Source organism: Actinoplanes sp. KI2 (genome assembly GCF_025630775.1).
Classification (GTDB): domain Bacteria; phylum Actinomycetota; class Actinomycetes; order Mycobacteriales; family Micromonosporaceae; genus Actinoplanes.
The window spans coordinates 144,425-163,865 of the sequence record NZ_JAOSZE010000024.1; the positions used below are offsets into that span (position 1 = coordinate 144,425).

17 protein-coding genes are annotated in these 19,441 nt (G+C 69.7%); 8 read left to right on the forward strand and 9 right to left on the reverse strand.

Annotated elements, in window-relative coordinates:
* Window positions 1-11: 11 nt before the first annotated feature.
* On the forward strand, window positions 12-2,120 hold the full coding sequence (locus tag ODJ79_RS25505) for an alpha-galactosidase (RefSeq protein WP_263026098.1): 2,109 nt from the start codon (window positions 12-14) through the stop codon (window positions 2,118-2,120).
* Here the strand turns inward: ODJ79_RS25505 and ODJ79_RS25510 are convergent.
* Window positions 2,050-3,258 (reverse strand): glycoside hydrolase family 105 protein, encoded by a 1,209-nt coding sequence (locus ODJ79_RS25510; protein ID WP_263026099.1) that lies wholly within the window; start codon window positions 3,256-3,258, stop codon window positions 2,050-2,052. The two genes, ODJ79_RS25505 and ODJ79_RS25510, sit on opposite strands and share 71 nt — an antisense overlap.
* 130 nt (window positions 3,259-3,388) lie before the next feature.
* Here ODJ79_RS25510 and ODJ79_RS25515 point away from each other — a divergent pair, with 130 nt between their 5' ends.
* Window positions 3,389-5,350: a glycosyl hydrolase family 28 protein gene (locus tag ODJ79_RS25515; protein WP_263026100.1), complete on the forward strand. Its 1,962-nt coding sequence runs from the start codon at window positions 3,389-3,391 to the stop codon at window positions 5,348-5,350.
* An 84-nt stretch (window positions 5,351-5,434) separates the two neighbouring features.
* On the opposite strand, the gene ODJ79_RS25520 is transcribed toward ODJ79_RS25515, so the two are convergent.
* Window positions 5,435-7,165, reverse strand: a complete 1,731-nt coding sequence (locus tag ODJ79_RS25520; RefSeq protein ID WP_263026101.1) for an alpha-galactosidase D — start codon at window positions 7,163-7,165, stop codon at window positions 5,435-5,437.
* Between the two features lie 352 nt (window positions 7,166-7,517).
* Here ODJ79_RS25520 and ODJ79_RS25525 point away from each other — a divergent pair, with 352 nt between their 5' ends.
* Window positions 7,518-8,720 carry a cytochrome P450 gene (locus tag ODJ79_RS25525; RefSeq protein WP_263026102.1) on the forward strand — a complete coding sequence of 401 codons (1,203 nt, stop codon included), beginning with the start codon at window positions 7,518-7,520 and terminating at the stop codon, window positions 8,718-8,720.
* A 122-nt stretch (window positions 8,721-8,842) separates the two neighbouring features.
* Here the strand turns inward: ODJ79_RS25525 and ODJ79_RS25530 are convergent, their stop codons facing one another.
* Both ODJ79_RS25530 and ODJ79_RS25535 read right to left on the reverse strand, forming a co-directional pair.
* Window positions 8,843-9,082 carry a hypothetical protein gene (locus tag ODJ79_RS25530; protein ID WP_317620698.1) on the reverse strand — a complete coding sequence of 80 codons (240 nt, stop codon included), beginning with the start codon at window positions 9,080-9,082 and terminating at the stop codon, window positions 8,843-8,845.
* 90 nt (window positions 9,083-9,172) lie between these two features.
* Window positions 9,173-9,439, reverse strand: coding sequence for a hypothetical protein (locus tag ODJ79_RS25535; protein WP_263026104.1), 267 nt, complete (start codon window positions 9,437-9,439; stop codon window positions 9,173-9,175).
* Between the two features lie 63 nt (window positions 9,440-9,502).
* Here ODJ79_RS25535 and ODJ79_RS25540 point away from each other — a divergent pair, with 63 nt between their 5' ends.
* Window positions 9,503-10,390 (forward strand): glycosyltransferase family 2 protein, encoded by an 888-nt coding sequence (locus ODJ79_RS25540; RefSeq protein WP_263026105.1) that lies wholly within the window; start codon window positions 9,503-9,505, stop codon window positions 10,388-10,390.
* A gap of 114 nt (window positions 10,391-10,504) precedes the next feature.
* On the opposite strand, the gene ODJ79_RS25545 is transcribed toward ODJ79_RS25540, so the two are convergent.
* The 3 genes from ODJ79_RS25545 to ODJ79_RS25555 all read right to left on the reverse strand — a co-directional run bounded on the left by ODJ79_RS25545 (window position 10,505) and on the right by ODJ79_RS25555 (window position 13,386).
* Complete coding sequence (locus ODJ79_RS25545; protein WP_263026106.1) at window positions 10,505-11,335, reverse strand: formate/nitrite transporter family protein; 831 nt, start codon at window positions 11,333-11,335, stop codon at window positions 10,505-10,507.
* Between the two features lie 405 nt (window positions 11,336-11,740).
* On the reverse strand, window positions 11,741-13,099 hold the full coding sequence (locus ODJ79_RS25550; RefSeq protein ID WP_263026107.1) for a hypothetical protein: 1,359 nt from the start codon (window positions 13,097-13,099) through the stop codon (window positions 11,741-11,743).
* The gene (locus ODJ79_RS25555) at window positions 13,096-13,386 is read right to left on the reverse strand and encodes a hypothetical protein (RefSeq protein WP_263026108.1); all 291 of its coding nucleotides are present in this window, start codon (window positions 13,384-13,386) and stop codon (window positions 13,096-13,098) included. Before ODJ79_RS25555 ends, ODJ79_RS25550 begins: the two co-directional genes overlap by 4 nt.
* A gap of 346 nt (window positions 13,387-13,732) precedes the next feature.
* Here ODJ79_RS25555 and ODJ79_RS25560 point away from each other — a divergent pair, with 346 nt between their 5' ends.
* Window positions 13,733-14,008, forward strand: a complete 276-nt coding sequence (locus ODJ79_RS25560) for a hypothetical protein (RefSeq protein WP_263026109.1) — start codon at window positions 13,733-13,735, stop codon at window positions 14,006-14,008.
* Window positions 14,009-14,268: 260 nt separating this feature from the next.
* On the opposite strand, the gene ODJ79_RS25565 is transcribed toward ODJ79_RS25560, so the two are convergent.
* On the reverse strand, window positions 14,269-15,060 hold the full coding sequence (locus tag ODJ79_RS25565) for a hypothetical protein (protein WP_263026110.1): 792 nt from the start codon (window positions 15,058-15,060) through the stop codon (window positions 14,269-14,271).
* Between the two features lie 307 nt (window positions 15,061-15,367).
* Window positions 15,368-15,793, reverse strand: coding sequence for a hypothetical protein (locus ODJ79_RS25570; RefSeq protein WP_263026111.1), 426 nt, complete (start codon window positions 15,791-15,793; stop codon window positions 15,368-15,370).
* Between the two features lie 360 nt (window positions 15,794-16,153).
* On the opposite strand from ODJ79_RS25570, the gene ODJ79_RS25575 reads away from it, so the two are divergent.
* From ODJ79_RS25575 to ODJ79_RS25585, 3 genes are all read left to right on the forward strand, one after another.
* The gene (locus tag ODJ79_RS25575; RefSeq protein ID WP_263026112.1) at window positions 16,154-17,308 is read left to right on the forward strand and encodes a sigma-70 family RNA polymerase sigma factor; all 1,155 of its coding nucleotides are present in this window, start codon (window positions 16,154-16,156) and stop codon (window positions 17,306-17,308) included.
* Between the two features lie 51 nt (window positions 17,309-17,359).
* Window positions 17,360-18,721, forward strand: coding sequence for a cytochrome ubiquinol oxidase subunit I (locus ODJ79_RS25580; RefSeq protein WP_263026113.1), 1,362 nt, complete (start codon window positions 17,360-17,362; stop codon window positions 18,719-18,721).
* Window positions 18,718-19,441, forward strand: a 724-nt coding sequence (locus tag ODJ79_RS25585; RefSeq protein WP_263026114.1) for a cytochrome d ubiquinol oxidase subunit II, incomplete at its 3' end; no start/stop codon positions are given. The genes ODJ79_RS25580 and ODJ79_RS25585, both read left to right, overlap by 4 nt.

The window sequence follows — 19,441 nt, forward strand, 5'->3', positions numbered from 1 at the left end:
GAGGACTTCCCATGGCCGATGCGCCCCGGATGCTCGTCCTGTCCGCTGCGGGATGCGCGCTGATCCTGGACGCCGAGGGGCCGGCACTGCCGCGGGTCGTTCATTGGGGCGCCGATCCGGGCCCGCCGATCGGCCTGAGCGAGGCGGTCGCGCCGTCCCTCGACTCGCGCGTCACCTGCACGGTGCTGCCGGCCCAGGCGCAAGGGTGGCACGGCCGCCCCGCCCTGGCGGGGCACCGGGACGGCGGCTGGCCGCACCCGCGCCTCGAGGTCGGCGAGGTGTCGCTGATCGGCGGCACGGCGCGGATCCAGGCCGGCGACCCGGCCGCCGAGATAGCGGTGACCGTCGACATCGTCATGGAGCCCTCCGGCGTCGTGCGGATGGCGACCCGGGTCCGCAACGAGGGCGCCGACATGTACACCGTGGACGCCGTCTCCTGCCAGCTGCCGGTCGACGGCCCGGTCACCGAGGTGCTCGATTTCACCGGTCGGTGGGCCGGGGAGCGCAGCCCCCAGCGCGGGCCGTTGCGCGACGGGCTCACCCTGCGCGAGTCGCGACGTGGCAAGACGGGTCATGACGCCACCGGGCTGCTGGTCGCCGGCACCGCCGGGTTCGGGTTCGGCCGCGGTGAGGTGTGGGCCGTGCACACCGGCTGGAGCGGTGACCACGCGCACTGGTTGGAGAACCTGCCCGAGCACGCGCCGGTCCTGGCCGGCGGGGAGCTCCTCGGCCCCGGGGAGGTACGGCTGCGACCGGGCGCGGAGTACCGCAGCCCCTGGGTGTACTTCGCCTGGTCGGACGAGGGCCTCGACGGGCTCGCGGCGCGCCTGCACGAGCGGCTGCGGGCCCGTGACGTCCATCCCCGTACGCCCCGGCGCGTCATCCTCAACACCTGGGAAGCGGTCTACTTCGACCACGACCTGACCAAGTTGGGCGAGCTCGCGGAGCGGGCCGGGTCCATCGGGGCCGAGCTGTTCGTCCTCGACGACGGCTGGTTCCGGGGCCGGCGTGACGACACGAGAGGGCTGGGCGACTGGACCGTCGATCGCGACATCTGGCCGGACGGTCTGCGGCCGTTGGTCAAGCAGGTGCGTGATCTCGGCCTGGCCATGGGGTTGTGGGTCGAGCCGGAGATGGTCAGCCCGGACTCCGACCTGGCCCGGGCCCATCCCGACTGGATCCTGGCCGCTCCCGGCCGGCGGCCGGCGCTGCAACGCAACCAGCTGGTGCTGGACCTCGCGCAGCCGGAGGTGTACGGATACCTGCTGGACCATCTCGACCGGCTCGTCGACGAGTACGGCCTGGACTATCTGAAGTGGGACCACAACCGGGACCTGCTGGAGGCGGTCCACGACGGGCACGCGGGTGTGCACGAGCAGACCCTGGCCGTGTACCGGCTGCTGGACGACCTTCGAGCCCGGCACCCGTCGCTGGAGATCGAGTCGTGCGCCGGCGGCGGCGGCCGCGTCGACTACGGCATTCTCGACCGTACCGACCGGGTGTGGACGTCGGACACCAACGATCCACTGCAGCGCCAGGAGATCCAGCGATGGACCGGACTGCTGCTGCCGCCGGAACTGATCGGCAGCCACGTCGGCGCCGCCCGCGCCCATGTCACCGGCCGCACCGCCGACCTGCCGTTCCGGCTCGCCACCGCATTGTTCGCGCACGCGGGGATCGAGTGGGACATCACCACCTGCTCGCCGGCCGAGATGACCGACCTGGCCGCGTGGATATCGCTGTACAAACGCCTGCGACCGCTCATGCATACCGGGCGCCGGGTCACCGCCGACCACCCCGATCCGCAGGCGTGGCTGCACGGCGTCGTGGCACCCGACCGGCGGCACGGCGTCTTCTCCCTCGCCCAGCTGGGGGTCAGCGTGGCGGCGGCGCCACCGCGCCTGCGGCTGCCCGGTCTCGACCCGGACACCGCGTACACCGTCGCGCCCTGCCCGGAGCTGGCGTTGCCGCGACCCGACCTGGCTCGGCGGGCACCGTGGCTGGCCGAGCCGGTCGAGGTCACCGGCCGGGTGCTGGCGACGGCCGGGCTCACCGCGCCGTTTCTCGACCCGGCACAGGCAATTGTTTTCGAGGTACGGAGCCGTGCTCCTCATTCATGAGAAGGAAGGCGCCCAGGCCGTGGAAGTCGTTGGTCGCCCTGGTGCGGCCGACGTAGTAGCCGTACGACCCGACGTTGGTCCCCACCGAGATGTTCGCGAGGTCGGTACGCCCGTCCGCACCGAGCGACAACTCGTCGAGGACGCCCCGATACCCACGGTCGGCACTCGTCCGGTACCCGGCGGCCACATAGCCCCGGGCGACCGCGACCTCGATGGTGTACGTGAACATGCTCGAGCAGGACGTCTCGGTCCAGTTGTCCGCGCGGCCACCCTTGTCGACCACCTGGAACCACCGCCCGGTCTTCGGATCCTGATCGGCGGCCTCGCCACGCACCAGGTTCTGCAGGATGCCGACGACGGCGGCGCGGCGCGGGTGATCGGCCGGGATCGCGTCGAGGACCTGCTCGGCGGCCAGGCCGAACCAGCCGATCGCGCGGCACCAGAACTCGGGCGCCAGTCCGGTCGCCGGGTCGGCCCAGCTCTGCGCGCGCTTCTCGTCGTACGCGTGCTTCAGCAGCCCATTCGGCTGCTGCAGATGACCGGCGTAGATGACCAGCTGCTTGGTCGCCTCGTCCCAGGCGTACGTGCTGTCCCCGACCGTCCGGCCGTATTCAGCCAGGAACGGCAGCAGCATGAACGTGCCGTCGGACCACAGCTGCCACGCGCGGCTGTCCGATGTGGCATGCCAGAAGCCGCCGTCGCTGGTCCGCGGATAGGTGTCGAGCCGATGGCGGATCTTCGTGGCGGCGGTACGGTACTTCGCCTGCCCTGTTTCGCGATACATCACCAGCAGCAGCCGTCCGGCCAGCATGCTGTCCAAGTTGTTGAAGCTCTGCTTGATGACACCCTTGCTGTCGACGAACCGGTCCACCCAGCTCTTGACGAACGCCAGGTACGTACGGTCGCCGGTGCGCTGGTACACCTCGTACTGGCCGAGCAGGTAGAGCGCGACCGGGTAGCTCCAGCCACCGATGGTCTTGGGCGTGAATCGTTCCATCGTGGATCGGACCATCTCCACCGACCAGTCGACCGGCGCCGTACGCCGCGGGCCGGCGGCCGCCACCGGCGCCGGCACTGCGGCCACCAGAGCGGCCAGCAGAGCGCCGGCCGCGAGCGCGGCTCCCATTCGTCGCGTCATCGGTAACTCCTCTCTTCGCGCAGACATAGGATCTATGCCGGAGTATTCCATCGATACATCATGATGTGTACCGTCGTAATTGGCAGATAGATCGGATGTCTGCGACCGTCCTCGCTCGGGAAGGAAGGACATGTCCAGAAGAAGGCGAACCCTCGGGCTGCTGGCCGCCGTCTCGGCGCTGGCAATCGGTGCCTCGCTCGTCGCCGCGAACGGCGCGTGGGCGGCCGGCACCTTCAACATCCGGGACTACGGGGCCACCGGAAACGGCACCGGCAACGACAGCGGGGCGATCCAGAGGGCCGTCGACGCGGCCGCAGCCGCCGGCGGCGGCACCGTCCGGGTGCCGTCCGGCACGTACAAGTCGGCCAGGACGATCCACCTGAAGAGCAACGTCATCTTCCAACTGGACTCCGGCGCCACGATCACCGGCGCGTCCGGCGCCGGCTACGACGCCGCCGAGTCCAACCCGTACGACCGGTACCAGGACTACGGCCACAGCCACTTCCACGACGCGATGTTCTACGGCGACCGGCTGACCGGCATCGGGTTCGTCGGGTCCGGCACGATCGACGGCGGCGGTCACCTCATCACCGGAAACCCCGACAGCGGCGAGGCTGACAAGATCCTCTCGCTGACCCGGTGCAACGGGCTAACGCTCGACGGCGTCCGGTTCCGCCGCGGCGGCCACTTCGCGGTCCTCACCAACAACTGCAACAACATCACGTCCGACCACCTGCGGATCGACACCGCGAGCGACCGGGACGGCTGGAACGTCATCAGCGCGTCCAACGTCACCGTCACCAACGCCGACATCAGCGCCAACGACGACGCGCTCGTCTTCAAGAGCGACTACGCGCTCGGCGCGAAGCTGCCCAACGGGCACGTCACCGTCACCGGCTCGCACCTGTCCGCGCAGTGCTGCAACGCGCTGATGTTCGGCTCGGAGACGTGCGGCGACTTCAGCGACTACACCTTCCAGCACATCACCATCACCGGCGCCGACAAGTCCGGCCTGGGTATGGTCTCGATGGACGGTGCGAACATCAGCGACGTGCACTACCGCGACATCACCATGACCGGCGTGCATTCGCCGATCATGCAGAAGATCGGCACCCGGAAACGCTGCGGCAACAGTCCCGGCGTCGGGCACATCAGCAACATCACGTACGACGACATCACCGCCACCGGCAACAGCCCCTCCTTCAGCCCGACCCTGTGGGGCGAGTCCGGCGGCAACCGGATCAGCGGCGTGACCTTCACCAACGTGCACATCACCGTGCCCGGCGGCAACGGCACCATGTCGACGTCGGTGCCGAGCAACAACGCCACCGATTACAACCCCAAGAGCATCGGCACCCGCCCGGCGTACGGCTGGTACATCCACAACGCCGAAAACGTCACCTTCACCGGCAGCTCGGTCGAGTTCGCCTCGAACGACGGCCGGCCCGCGGTGATCGCCAACGCCGGCAACAACCTCAGGTTCGACGGGTTCACCGTGGAACGCGGCAGCAACAGCCCGTACGACATGGGCTTCCAGTCGGTCACCGGCTACTGCGTCACCAACGCCAAGACCACCACCGGCGCCGCGGTGAAGGTCGACTCGTCGAGCTCGACCACGTCGTGCGGCACGCCGCCGACCACGGTGACGGTCACCGCCGAGGCCGAGAGCGGCACCGTGACCGCGCCGATGCAGGTCGAGACCGACTCGAGCGCCTCGGGCGGCCAGGACGTCACGGTCGCCGCCGGTAACAACAGCAAACCGTCGGCGCCGTCGAACGGATCGACGGTCGTCCCGTTCACCGTCAGCGCCGCCGGGACCTACAAGCTCTGGGGCCGGGTCATCGCACCGACCGACGATGACGACTCGTTCTGGGTTCGCGTCGACAACGAGCCCTGGACCGACTGGAACGACATCCCCACCGGCAGCTCCTGGCACTGGGCGGCCGTCACCGACGACACCCGGGGCGATGCGGTGCTGCTGCCGGACCTCGCAGCCGGCGCCCACACGATCACCTACGCCTATCGCGAGGACGGGGCCAGGCTCGACCGGGTTCTCATCACGAACGACCTGACATCGACACCGACCGGCTGAGAAGACATTCGTCCCGGCGGGAAGGGCCGGCTGCCCTTCCCGCCTACCGGCGCAAGCGGCATCCTGCCGTCCTTCCAGGAGGAATCAGCTGACCGAGATGCGGTCCAGATCCGGCGCGTACGCCGAGGGATTGGCGAAGGTCAGGGTGTTGGCGCCGGCGGCGAATGCCACGGTCACGGTGACGCTCGCCGGCGTTGACCAACTGGCGCCGCTCACCGGCACCTCGATGGCGCCGCCACCGTTGACGCTGACCGAGAACGTCCGGGTGCCGTCCACCTCGTAGGTGATGGTGAGCTCGTGGTTGCCGGCGGCGGCGACCGTCACGTTCTTGACGGTCTCGTAGTTGGCGGCGCCGTTGCCGATGAACCGCACCTTCGCCCCGCCGGAGCAGGTCGCGCAGGCGGCGACGGTGACCGCGCCGGCCAGCGTGTTGCCGGTCGCCTCGGCCTCGACGGTGACCGCGCCAGGGTTCGAAGGCACCGCGCGGATCAGCCGGGTCTCGCCGGGCCGCAGTGTGGCGCTGTACGAGCCGGTGACCGTGCCCTGGCTCGATCCGGACCAGAGATCGGTGACGGTCGCGGAGCCGGCGAAGCCCACCTGCGACCAGTTCACGCTCACCGTGGCAGAACCGCTCGTAGCCGTATTGAAAAGGGCCACGGCGTACGAGCCGTCGGCCTCGCGCTTGGCGAACACCTGCTTGGTGCCGCTGTTGACGATGCGCTTGGCGGCCACGCCGTCCTGGTCGACGGCGATCAGCCGGTCGTTGGTGAGCATCGCCTTGTCGGTGCTGTCGAGATGGGTCAGATCGGCGCCGAGCAGGAGCGGCGAGGCGGCCATCGCCCAGAGGGTGAACTGGCTGCGGCGCTGGTCGGCGGTGAGCCCGATCTGGTCGCCGTTGCCGATCTCGAGGGAGTCCAGGTCGTTCCAGCCGCCCGGGCCGGCCCACGGCTGCCAGGACGCGGCCGATGCGAACCGCGCGACGACGTGCGGCCAGTCGGTGATCGGGTAACCGCTGCCGTTGGGCCCGGGGCCGCAGTAGCACTCGACGTCGCCCTGGGTGCGCCAACTGTTCGCGGACTGCCGCCAGGTGGCCGCGTCGGCGATGGCGAGGTTGTTGGACAGCGCGTAGTTGATCGGCCGGCCGGTGGCTCGCAGCGCGGTCGCCCACGCCTGCACGTCCGGGATGTCCTGGCTGCCGACACCGTCGATCTTCAGGTAGTCGACGCCCCAGGAGGCGAACTGAGCGGCCCACGAGTTGACGAACTCCTGGGCGCCCGCCCTGCCGTAGTCAATGCCGTACATGTGCTTGCAGTTGTAGTTCTTCTCGCTGACGGAGGTGTCGGCAATGTCGGCGGCGTGGTGCGATGTGCCGGCGATCGGCGTGTTCCGGGTGACCGCGTTCTGGGCGATGCCGGGCGTGACGTAGAGGCCGAATTTCAGGCCATCGTTGTGCACGTGGTCGGCGAGCGTCTTCATGCCGCCCGGGAATTTCGCGGTGTCCACGACCCAGCGGCCGTTGCCGTCCACGACCGGGCCGTTGCTGTCGCACTTCATCCAGAAGTCGTCGAGGTTCACGTACACGAAGCCGTGCGCGGCGAGCCCGCTGCTCCTGAGCGCGTCGGCCTGGGCCTCGATGACGGCCGCCGTCGGGGAACGCCGGACGAAGCTCCAGCTGCTCCACCCCATCGCGGGCCGGATCGACAGCCCGTTGTCGGACGCGGCGGCCGGGCGCGCCGAGTCGACGGCCGCGACCGCCAGGCCCGCCGTCGCCCCGAGCGTCACCGCGACCGCCCTGACCCACTGAGGACGCTTCATGGCTTCTCCTCGCCCCGGCGGCGCATGAACGCGCGTTCTTCTGGGGTGATGGCGAACCTACAGCTACGCCCGAAGCAGGGTCAACAGACTGACAAGTATCTATATCTATCAGCAAACTTCCAGATCCTAGGTAGATGGACGAGTCAGACTGACAGCCGAGCGACGATCAAGATGATCCATGTACGCGCGTTCGACGACGCCACGTGTCCCGCACCGACTCCTGCGCCCCTCCCCCGCGTCGAGGCCGACGGGTCGAGGGACATATATCACTGCGAGTGTTGCCGTGACTCCGCTGCGGTTACCGTGGCGAGGGCATAAATCCATGCATCTCGATCAGCAATCAGGAGTGCGGATGACGACGCCAGCCGTGGACCTGCCGTTTCTCGACATCACGGCCCCCGACTTCCGCTTCGACTCGCCGGTGGTCGCCGCCGCACGCGAAGCCGGCTGGTGCGCCATGACGCCGATGGGCCTCATCGTGCTGCGGTACGCCGAGATGCAGCAACTGCTGCGCGACCCACGGCTGGCGCAGAGCGGCGAACGCTACCTCCAGCTCATGGGCATCTCTGACGGGCCGCTGTACGACTGGTTCGTACCGATGATCCTGCACCGGCGCGGAGCGGACCACCTGCGGCTGCGTCGGCTGGTCAGCAAGGCGTTCGCGCCGCGCATGATCGAAGGCCTGCGCCCCTTCATGCGCGACGTCGCCACTGAACTGACCGGGGCGCTCGCCGAGCGCGACGAGTGCGAATTCATGGCGGATTTCGCCGACCCGATGCCGGTACGGGTGATGTCCGCGCTGCTCGGCGTCCCGGCAGCGGACTACGACCTGTTCCGGCGCTGGTCCACCGATGTCGGGCTGGTGTTCAGCTTCCACCTGCCGCAGGTGCGCGCTCGGGTCGAGGAGGCCGTGGTGGGGCTGCACGCGTATGTGGACTCGCTGATCGAGCAACGCCGTGTCGATCCGCGCGAGGATCTGCTGTCGGCTCTCATCGCCGCCGAGGAAAGCGGAGACCACCTGAGTACGGAAGATCTGCGCAACCTCGCGGTGACCCTCGTGTTCGCCGGGCACGACACCACACGCAACCAGCTCGGCCTGACCCTTTCGACGTTCGCCGCCCATCCCGATCAGTGGCGGCTGCTCGGCACCCGTCCGGAACTCGTGCCGCAGGCGGTGGAGGAGGTCATGCGCTGGGCTCCGTCGGTACCCACCAACTTCCGATTCGCCGTCGAGGACCTCGACGTGCAAGGCGTCCACATCCCCACCGGAACCTTCGTGATGCTCGGGACGCAGGCGACCAGCCGCGACCCTCGCGTCCTCAGCGACGGCGACCGTTTCGACATCACCGTCCCGCGGGAGACACCGCACCTGACCTTCGGCGGTGGCCCGCACTTCTGCGTCGGGGCCGCGACCGCCCGCGCCGAGATCGCCGAATCACTCATCGCGCTGACCGACCGGCTGGGGCCGCCCTCGATCACCGGCACCGTGCCATGGCGGCCACCGACCGCGCTCTACGGGCCGGAGAGCCTGCCCCTGAGGTTCGCCCGCCGCTGACCGCGAACGGAAGTCCGTCGCCGAATGAGCCGCGCGGGAAACGCCGGCGGTCACCGCCACCTCCGCAGCGCACGGCATTGCTCTGATCAGGGACAAGGCACCCAAGGGACGGAGCGGGCGCGTCAGTCGGTGGGTTCCTCGTCGACGCTCAGCGGGGAGGCGCCGGGCTCGGCGATCAGGGCGATCGCCTCGTTCAACTCGTCCTCGGCGTACTCACCCTCGGGCAGCCGGTCGAGCACGGCCATGTCGCCGGAGGGCAACTCCGCGGCGACCGCCCGGCGATGGATCTCGTCCCGGTCGATCCGCTCCTGCCCGGCATAAAGCTCGTCGACCAGTTCGGAAAGAGCCTGCGTAGTCGCCATGATCCCCTCCTCCAACCGGAAAGAAACGCTCGTCGACATGCTCGCCGAAGTTGCTGTGCTGACCGAACTCGGTACCCGGCCAACCGCCCTTCATGCCGGAGTGGCCCGGGCGCAAATGTGCTCGGACAGCACCTCGATGACGCGGCCGCGGGGGCCGGCCTTTTCGTCGTACGGTCCGATCTCGGCCTGCCAGTCGCGGTCGGTCACGTCGAGGATGTCCTGCAGCCGGTTGCTGGTCAGCTCGTCCGGGGCGAAGGTCAGGAAGCTGGTCCGGTTCGCGTCCACGACCTCGCGCAGCCAACCGCCCAATATCCGGGTGGCTTCGTGCTGGGTGCCGCCGGGCGCCGGGACGTCCACACCGTACCGGCGCCAGCCTCGCCGTCTCGGTTTCGCCGGCGATGGCCGGGGAATGCGCCCGGCATGGCGAGTGTCGGGGTCGTCGTGATCACGCACCAGCGGCGCGACGAGGCGCTGACGGCCGTGAAACGGCTGCTCGCGTTGCCCGAGCAGCCGCCGGTCGTGCTGGTCGACAACGGTTCGACCGACGGCACCGCGGACGCCGTACGGAAGCTGTTCCCGCAGGTTGACGTGGTAGCGCTGGCGAACAACCTGGGTGCGGTCGGCCGCAACATCGGCGTCGGCCGGCTACGGACGCCCTACGTCGCGTTCTGCGACGACGACACCTGGTGGGAGCCGGACAGCCTCGCCATGGCCGCGCGGGCGCTCGACGCCTGCCCACGCTTGGCCGTGGTGAACGCCCGCATCATGGTCGAGCCCGGCGGCCAGGACGACCCGATCGTGGCCGAACTGCGCGACTCCTCGGTGCCCCGGCCGGACTGGCTGCCGGGTCCCGCGCTGGGTAGCTTCCTGGCCGGCGCGTCGATGGTGCGATGCTCGGCGTTCCTGCGGGCCGGCGGGTTCAGCAAGCGGCTGTGGCTCGGCGGCGAGGAGGAACTGCTCGCCACGGACCTGCTCACTGCCGGGTGGGAGCTGTGCTACCTGCCGGACGCCGTCGTGCACCACCACGCCTCCCGTACGCGAGACGCCGCCTTACGGCGCCGGGTCGGCCTGCGCAACACGCTCTGGTTCACCTGGTTACGCCGCCCGATCGGGCCGGCTCTACGGCGTACGGTGTTCCTCGCCCGAAGTGTGCCGCGCGACCGGGTCTCGGCCTTCGCCGCCTGGGACGCGATCCGCGGCCTGCCCTGGGTCGTGGCTGAACGCCGACCGCGCCCAGCCCGGGTGGAGGCCCGCCTCGCCTGCTTGGACGCCGCTCAACGAGCCTCCCGCGCACGCCGCTACGTCTGATCGACTCGCACGCCGGTCACCGGCCTCGAGCGCGACGATCCCGCCGTGCAGGATGACCGACCGAGCCGGAAGCCGGTTCCCGGCCGGCGTGAGAACCACACCGGATCGGTGGCGTCAGCCGGCGCGGCGGCGTTCCTCCGCGATCCGGTGCGGCACCCGCACCAACCGCAGGCACGCCACCAGCCCGACCCCGCCGACGACATTGCCGACAACCGAGAACGCCAGCGCGCCCAGCCAGTCCAGGTAGCCGAACGGCGCCCCGGCGATCAGCGCGGCGAACATCAGGATCGAGTCGAGCACGCAGTGGAACAGCTGGCCGCCCGCCAGCAGCGCGCCGAACAACAGCGCGGGCACCAGCCGTACGCCCAGGCTCTCCGTCGCGTGCTGCATCCGGGTCATCAGCGTGATCACCATGCCGGCCAGCACGGCGAGGCAGAACGAACGCAGATTGACTCCAAGGTCGGCGTAATTCGCACCGGCCCGCACCGCGGTCGGGTGCAGCTCGGGGAAGGCCCGCATGATCAGCCAGGCGACTACCCAGCCGCCCGCCAGATTGCCCAACAGGGTCACCGCCCACAGCCGGGCCAGCCCGCCGAGCGAGCCGTGCCGGGCGGCCACCGCGGCGACCGGCACCAGGAAGTTCTCGGTGAACAGCTCACTGCGGGCCAGCACCAGCGCGACAAAACCGATACTGAACGCGAGCCCGGCCAGCACCGTCGATCCGGTGGCGCGGTGCACGATCAAATAGGCCAGCACGCCCGTGCCGATGTCGATCCCACCCACCAGACCGGTGACGGTCAGGCTGGACCACGGCCGCGCCAGGCGCGTGGACCCTTCGTCGACCAGCAGGCCGAACGCTTCCTCCAGCTCATGCTCGGGTTGGACCGGTGGCTGACTGATCCCGGATCCCTGTCTTCCCGTGCTGCCGCCGATGGAGGGACTCATCCGCGCCGACTACCCGCAACGAGCGGCGCTACTCCCCCGGGTTCGCGATTGCTCGGGAAGCTGCCGTGGCGGAGCAGCACCATGGGGGACAGTCCACACCGGCATCGGTACCTCTTTCCGGTTTCCGGTGAATCGGCCACGGGTTGCAGGCTCGCCGACGGCGCCTACGCGGCGGCTCCGGCACGGCGATGTCGAAGGGCTGACCCGGATGGCGGCTCGCAGGCGCCGAGCCGAGTCGGTGTAGCCAAGCGCGGTGACCTGCCGACCGGTCGAGCCGGGCGGCCACGTCGGCATCGCCGGCGTCCATGCCGAGAAGGATGTGCACCCGGCGCCCCTCGAGAACCGCTGAACGCGCCCGGGCGACATGCCGAGATGACACGGAAGGGCGACGGCCCGGACCCGATGTCAGACGATGAGCAGACCCAGTGACCTTGCGGCGACCGCCAGTCGCCGCACGGCCTGCTCCATCGGCATCACCGGAATCGGGGGCGACAGAACGGTGTCCTCCGGGAAACGGCTTGCGTGGCCCGGAGCGGGCGGCAGCATCGGATAGCGGCGGGCGACCAGGCTATCCACTCTTCCGCAGCCACGGGCGAAGCCGGCCACCGACCGCCAGTGCGACAAGGTAGCCGTATCGTCGTTGAGCGTCCCGGGTGGCTCCGGCAGGACACTGATCCGCTCGAACGGCTCACTTCCTGCCAGCCACAACTCGGCGGCTTGGGTGGCCGAACGCGACGACGACTCGCACCAGTAGGGCACCATCCCGCCGGCGATGATCCGCCAGGGGTCGGCCATCCGACCGGTCCCGACAACGCAATGCTGCGCGCCGGTCCTCGGGCGCAGCCAGCGTCGGAGGACGTCGGCGACGCCGGCGCTCAACGCCTGCGAATCGCGGTAGAGCACCCGACAACTGACCCCGCCGGCCACCTCGACGACCTCGCACAGCTCCGGTCCCAGCGCCGGATCCCCGCTGGTCTCCGCGTACCGCCGCGGCGCCGTGCCGACCGGGTCCGGCCACTCGTCGACGCCGATGGCGCACAACAGCCGCCGGAATCCGGCCTCGCCGGTCGAGTAACAGTCCGCCTTCCAGCCGCCGGTCGGGGTGCCGATCTGGAAGCTGTGCCCCGGCGACCCGTCCAGCACCGGCCAGGTACGCACATCGCGGACGAGCACGGCGGCGCCATTCGGCGCGAGCCGGGAACGCAGGAACGACCGATAGGCCACAGGCAAGGTCCGCCACTGCACGTGCAGCGAGACCGTTGCCCCGCACAATGGACCACGCAGCACCGGGTCGTGCACCTGCCGTACCGTCACGTCGGGATTACGGGCCACCAAGCGCTCCGCCAGCTTGCTGCCCCAGTCCATGGCGCCGGGCCAGTTGCCCGGCGAGCCGCCGGGCCACGGCGCGGTGATCGTGAACGACGTCGGCAGCCAAGCCGCGCCGCAGCCGGCCGCAAGGTGCACCGCGGCCCCGTGCGGCGAGCCGAGAGCGACGGCCGGGTAGATGCGCTGGCGGTAGTGTTCCACGATCCATGCGGCGACGGCCGCCGCGTCCACGTCGTCGATCTGCCCCGCCGGCACGGCTTCCGCCACCGCCTCCGAGGTAAGCGCCAGGCGGCGGCGTTCCTCGGACAGCTCACCGAACCGGCCGAGCACCGGAACACGCAGCAGCCCGCCGCCACGGCGCTGCGCCGGCGGAACCGCCACCGCCAGCAGCGTGCGGCCGACGCTGTCCGCGCACATCACTTCGCCCGGATATCTCATCGGCGACGCTCGGCCGGTTCCGGGTCCCCGCCGGCGTGCGGCTCGGCGGTCGAGCGGTCCGGCGAGGTGCGGTCTGCGTCGATCTGCGCCGCAGTCAGCGGTTCTCCGCTGCGGTCCTCGATTGCTTTGAATTGGTCATTGAGCGCGGTGAAGCCGTCGCTGGTGGTGCGCAGAATCGGCGCCAACGTCGAGCCACGCACCCGCCGGCGCAACGGACCCGGACCACCGGACGCGGTCCCCGGCCCGATGATCACCGGCGCCCGTACCCCGTCTGCCTGCTCGACCATTGGCCACCGCCTTCCCCGAGCAAGCGGTCGTCTTCCCCGCGCATCGACCCGCAAACATGTGGTTCCCGGCACTGACGTCGCTGCAGCCGGGACGACGGTTTTAAGGCGCACCGCCGGGAATGCGCGGCAGCAGGCTGCTGCCGTCGCCGGAGTGCAGACGCTGCTGGAAGACCGGCGGACTTCCGAGTTGCTTCGCAGGTGGGCCGGTCGACCTCCCGGGTGATCAGCGCGTCGCGTCGCCGGCCCGGCGCTCCCCCGGAACGCCGGTCACCGTCTGCAGCGAAGCTCGATCGAGGAAGCGCGCCTGGCGGGGGTAGATCGCAGCGCGGTGGGTAGTCGGGATCCCATGAGCGAAGAGACCGATGGCGTGTGGCGCGACGAGAGCTCGCTGCCGTTGTCCGAGTTGACCAAGGCGATGGCGTCGTACTCGCAGGATGGGCAGGTCGACGACCTGACCGGCGAGGATGCCGGTGCCGAGGACGAATACGGTCACGGCGCACGGGCGAGGCCCAGCGACGGCGACTCGGCGGTTGGTGACCCGGAGGCGACCTCCGCGGAGGGGCGGGGACTGCGGCCCTCACCCGACGGTGCGTCCCCGTACGGCCGGACCGGACCGAACTGAAGCCCCGCGGCGAGTCGGGCCGGGCGCCCATCCCGGACCGGCTGGACGACGACGAGTATCCGCGCAGCGCCGACTGACCAGGTCCAGTTCGCGACCTCGGGCAGGCCGGCGCCGTGTTCGCGGGTCCAGGTGCGGGCGGTCAGCCGGGCGGCGGCCATGTCCTGGCGCAGGCCGGCGGCGCGGGCGCCAGTCCGGGCACACGCGGCATTCCTGCCGCGCCGGCCCCGGCGGGGCATGGCCCGGAGGTCAGCGGCGCTGGTCTACTGGCCCTCGCCCATGTTCTTCTCGGGTGCCGTACTGACGCCGGCCGAAACCGGGACCGGGGACAGCGGAACCTCCATCGGCGCGAGCAGGTTCATTGGTGCGAGGCCGGCGCCGCGTTCGAGCACAAGGCTCAGTGACTTGCCGAGGCTGAACCGGCCGCTGAGGCCGACCGCCAGCAGCTTCTGCGCCATGGTCGGCTGGAAGGAGGCTTCGCCCAGCGCCGGGATGGTGATCTGCGCGGGCTGGCCGGCGGAGCCGGACACCAGGGAGGCGCCCGGCGTCGGCGCCGTCGAGGCCGCCCCGGACGGGTCGTTGACCTCGCCCGCCGACAGGCTCGGATGCGGCGACTTCTTGCCGCCGGGCGCCGGTTCCGGGTTCGCGCTGGGTGAGGCGGCCGCTGTCCCGCCGGTGAGCGCTATCCGCTGTGCCGTCACGTACCCGGGCGGTGGGACATCGACCGTCGGCGGCGCGCTGCGGATCACCACGGTCATCGGCTGCTCGGTCTCGTTGAACAAGCTGACCTGCAGCGGCGCCGTACCGCCGGCGGGATAGCCGGCCGGTCCGGCGTAGAGCACTTGCAGATTGCGGATCAGCAAACTGCCGTCCGGGCTCTGCGTGTTGAGCCCGGAGATGGGCGGCTTGAGGGTCGCGGTCTCGGCGGCCTGGCCGGACGAGCAGCCGGCGAGCGCGGCCGCCGCGGCCGCCGCGGCAACGGCCGACCGGGCGACACAGATCGCAGAGGAACGCGACCGGCGGAGCTTTCCCGAGGGAACGGCGTTGTACGACATGGCGGCGCGTGTTCCCGCGTTCGGCCGCTCGAAACGATTCGTATCGGGCGGCCGCCGAAACGTCAGGACGGCCACGGCCCCGTTCGCTACCTCGGGCAGGTCGGCGCCGTGCGCCGACCTGCCCGAGGCCCTCTCGGTCGGCGGCGCGCCCCGGCACCGTACGGTGGCCGGCGGCTGCGCCGCGGGCTGCCAACCGTCGCACGCGCTTGGGGATGCCGACGTCCGGTTCCGCACCGAGCCCCTCGAAGGACCCAATGTCGCGTCCAGCGGTCGGCGCCGATCGGCATCATCGCCGGAACCGGTGCATTCAGCACTCGTCGTCGCCGAGACCGTCGATGAGCAGGGTGAGACCGATGCCGGTCATCCAGACGTCTTTGGCGATGGTCAAGCCCTGCTGGGTCGGGCGCAGGCTGCCTTTCTCTCGCATCTCGGGGGTGCGAAGGTACAGGCCGAGCAGACCTGCGGAGAAGGCCGTCAGCGCGGCGCCGACCACTGCGGCGGGTACGACGGGAACGAGCAATACGGTTCCCAGCGCCAGTTCTCCGGCGCAGAGCAAGCGGACGAATCGCTGCGGGGATACCGAACGAAGGAACGGATAGGCCATGGTCGCCATGCCGTGCAGAGCCGCCGCGGTGTCGTCGTCGGCGTGCCGCTTGGACAGGCCTGAGTTGATGAGGAACACCCCGGTGGTGAGGCGCCCCGGCACATGCCGGAACCGCGCGCGTCGTGACATCCTGCTCTCCTCCTCCGACCCATCCCAGCAGCATCCGCGCCCGACGTCGATTGGCAGAATTGCCAAGTGAGAACGCCGCTGCCGCCGGGTAGTCCTTGCGGCAGCCGGTCTGGCGTCATCTGCGAGCGGTGGACGGATCATGGCAGTTGTGCCGATGCGCTCGAACGACCATCCGGGGTCATATGGGTGGTACGGCATCTCGCGGACGGGGGAATCGAAGATGGCCGACGAAGCAAGCGGTAGGCGGGTGGCCATCCTCGTCAAGGATCCGTGACCTGCGTCCGAAACCGATACAGCATTCAACAATGGCGGTGATACCGCACTACTCACATCATCCGCCAGCACCGCGAGGGGTTTCGGATGCACGGAGGACGTCGGGAAGAAGACTTTTCCGAGACAGCGGACCTGGACCACGCGGCATCGGAGTACGCCATCGCCTGGATGGTTTCCGATACGAGCCACCGATACTTGTTGCGGGACGATTTGATCCGCCGTCTGATTCCGTTCGCGGATCGGCTGGCATCGCGTTACCGGGAACGCACCGAACCGCTCGACGATATTCGTCAGGCGGCCCGGCTCGGTCTGGTGAAGGCGGTCGACCGATACAACCCGGAGCGCGGCTCGTTCACCGCCTTTGCCTTCGTCACCATCAACGGCGAGGTGAAGCGCCACTTCCGGGACCGCACCTGGAGCGTGCACGTGAACCGGCGGCTGCAAGACCTGTCCATGGAGGTGGGTCACGCCACCGCCGAACTGACCCAGGCCCTGTCCCGGACGCCTACTGCTCCCGAGATCGCCCGGCACCTCAAGGTGGACGAGCACGACGTACGCAACGCACATATGTGCGCAGCCGGGCGCACTCCGATGTCCTTGAACACGCAGCTGGGCGACGACGGCCGAGAACTCGGTGACCTGATCGGAAAATCGGACTCAACGCTCGAGAGCGTCGCGGATCGGCTCGCCTTGGAGGAGTTGGTGCGCGAACTGCCGCCAGAGATCCAGCGCATGATCATCATGCGGTTCCACGGCAACCGGACCCAGTCGCAGATCGCTACCGAATTCGGCATCTCGCAGATGCACGTGTCGCGGTTGCTGCGCCGCGGCCTGGCGTGGTTGCGGACGGCTCTGCTCAGCGATTCACCACCATCGTGGCACCAGGTGCACGAATACCTTGAGCCGGAGACCATGAAGGTGCAGCTACGGAAGACCGACACATCGATCGATGTCCGGGTGGGCGGCGACATCGACGCAGACACCGCGGACCGGCTGTCCCGGCGGCTACAGTCGGCCATCTCGCTGGCCGTCGAACAAGGCCAACAGGGGCAGCAAGGCCGGCTCGGCGTCGACCTGACCCGGGTGCTCAACATCGACACTACCGGTGCCGCGGTGTTGCGTGACGCCCGGATATCCGCGTCGCGGTCCCAGGTCACCATGACCATAATCGGCCTGCCGCCGCACCTGGAGTCCATCCTGGCCGGCGACGAGCCCCCGACCACCACCCTGATGCACCCGTAAACACTGTTCTACCTGGTGTTTACCCCAGCAGTAGCGGGGAAGGCGGGCACCATGCCGTTGATGGCGTTCCTGGCCGAGCCCGGGGATCCCGCGCAGCTGCTGCCGGCTCGCGAGCAGATGGCGTTCACCCTCGGCTTTCACATCATCCTGGTGCCGTTCGGCGTCGCGTTCACGTTCCTCATGCTGGTGGCGAACTACCGTGGCCTGCGCCGCCACGACGACACCGCCCTGCTTCTCGCCGAGCGGTGGTCGGGTGTGGCGGCGGTGCTGTTCGCGGTCGGTGCGGTGTCGGGCACCGTGCTCTCGTTCGAGCTCGGGCTGCTCTGGCCGGGGCTGATGGGCCGGTACGGCGCGGCGTACGGACTTCCGTTCGGCGTCGAGGGGATCTTCTTCTTCATCGAGGCGATCTTCATCGCGATCTACATCTACGGGTGGCGCCGGCTCAGCCCGTGGACGCATTTCTGGTCCGGTGTGCCGGTCACGCTGGCCGGCCTCGGCGGGACGCTGTCGGTGGTCGCTGCGAACGGATGGATGAACCAGCCGGCCGGGATCACTGTCGACTCGGCCGGCAGGGTCGTCGACGTCGATCCCGTCCGGGTGTTCTTCAACGGTGCATTCTGGTACGAGGCCATCCACATGTTCCTCGCCGCGTACGTGGTGGCCGGTTTTGTCGTCGCCGGCGTCTACGCGACCGGCATGCTGAGGGGCCGGCGGGACGCGTACCACCGGCTCGGATTTTTGATTTCGTTCGTCACCGCGGCGGTGGTCATGCCGCTGCAGATCTTCGTGGGCGACGTTGCCGCGCGCGAGGTGTTCCATCGCGAGCCGGACAAGTTCGCGGCGATCGAGGCGTTGCCGCACACGTCCACCCATGTGCCCGAGACGCTCGGCGGCGTGTTGGTGAACGGGCAGGTCAAGTACGGCATCTCGATCCCCGATGGCGCCTCGCTGCTGTCGGGATTCTCGCCGGGCACCAGGATCAGTGGACTTGACGCGATACCGGTGGAGGTGCGGCCATCACCACGTCTTGTCACCATTGTCCACTGGTCGTTCGACATCATGGTCGGGATCAGCTTCGTGTTACTGACGCTCGCCGTGTGGTTCGCGATCGTGTGGTGGCGGCGCCGGGACCTTCCCCGCTCCCGCTGGTTCTTGCGCGCCACGGCGGTCTCCGGCGTGCTGGCGGTCGTGTGCCTGGAAGCCGGCTGGGTGGTGACCGAGGTGGGCCGGCAACCATGGACCGTCCGCGGCATGCTGCTGACCCGGGACGCGGTGACCACCTCCGGGAACGTGTGGGCGTTCTTCAGCGGCGCGCTCATCATCTATGTCGCGGTGGGCGCCGGCGCCGTGTTCGTTCTTCGCATCATGCGCCGGCGCTGGTCGACCCCCGTACCGTATGGACCGCAACCGTGAGCACGCTGGTCGCGATCGCCCTGCTGCTCGGTGTGCTGGCCTATGCGGTCTTCGGCGGCGCCGACTTCGGTGCCGGCTTCTGGGACCTGACCGCCGGCGGCGCGCAGCACGGCCGCGCTCCCCGCGCCGTGATCGACCACTCGCTGGGCCCGGTTTGGGAGGCCAATCACACCTGGCTGATCTACTGCCTGGTCGTGTTCTGGACCGCGTTCCCGCCCGCGTTCGCGACCGTCATGCGCACCCTCTACCTTCCGCTCGGCCTGGCCGCGCTGGGCATCGTGCTGCGCGGGAGCGGCTTCGCGTTCCGCAAGGCGTTACAGGAGATTCCATATCAGCGGGTGGCCGGTGCCGCGTTCGCCGTCAGCTCCGTGGTGACACCGTTCTTCTTCGGTACGGTGGCCGGCGGGATCGCCTCCGGCCGGGTGCCCGGTGGGCCGCTGGCCAGCTGGATCAACCCGACCTCGCTGTTCACCGGTGTGCTGGCTGTCGCGGTGTGCGCGTACCTGGCGGCGGTCTTCCTCACCGCCGACGCCCCGCCCGAGTTGGTGCCCTACTTCCGGCAGCGGGCATGGCTCACCGCGTGGGTGACCGGCCTGCTCAGCATTGCCGGGATCTTCGTCCTGCGCGCCGATGCCCGCCGCCTCTTCGACGGGCTTCTCGGCCGGGCACTGCCGATCGCGATCCTGAGCGTGCTGGCCGGCGTCGCCGCGCTGGTCCTTC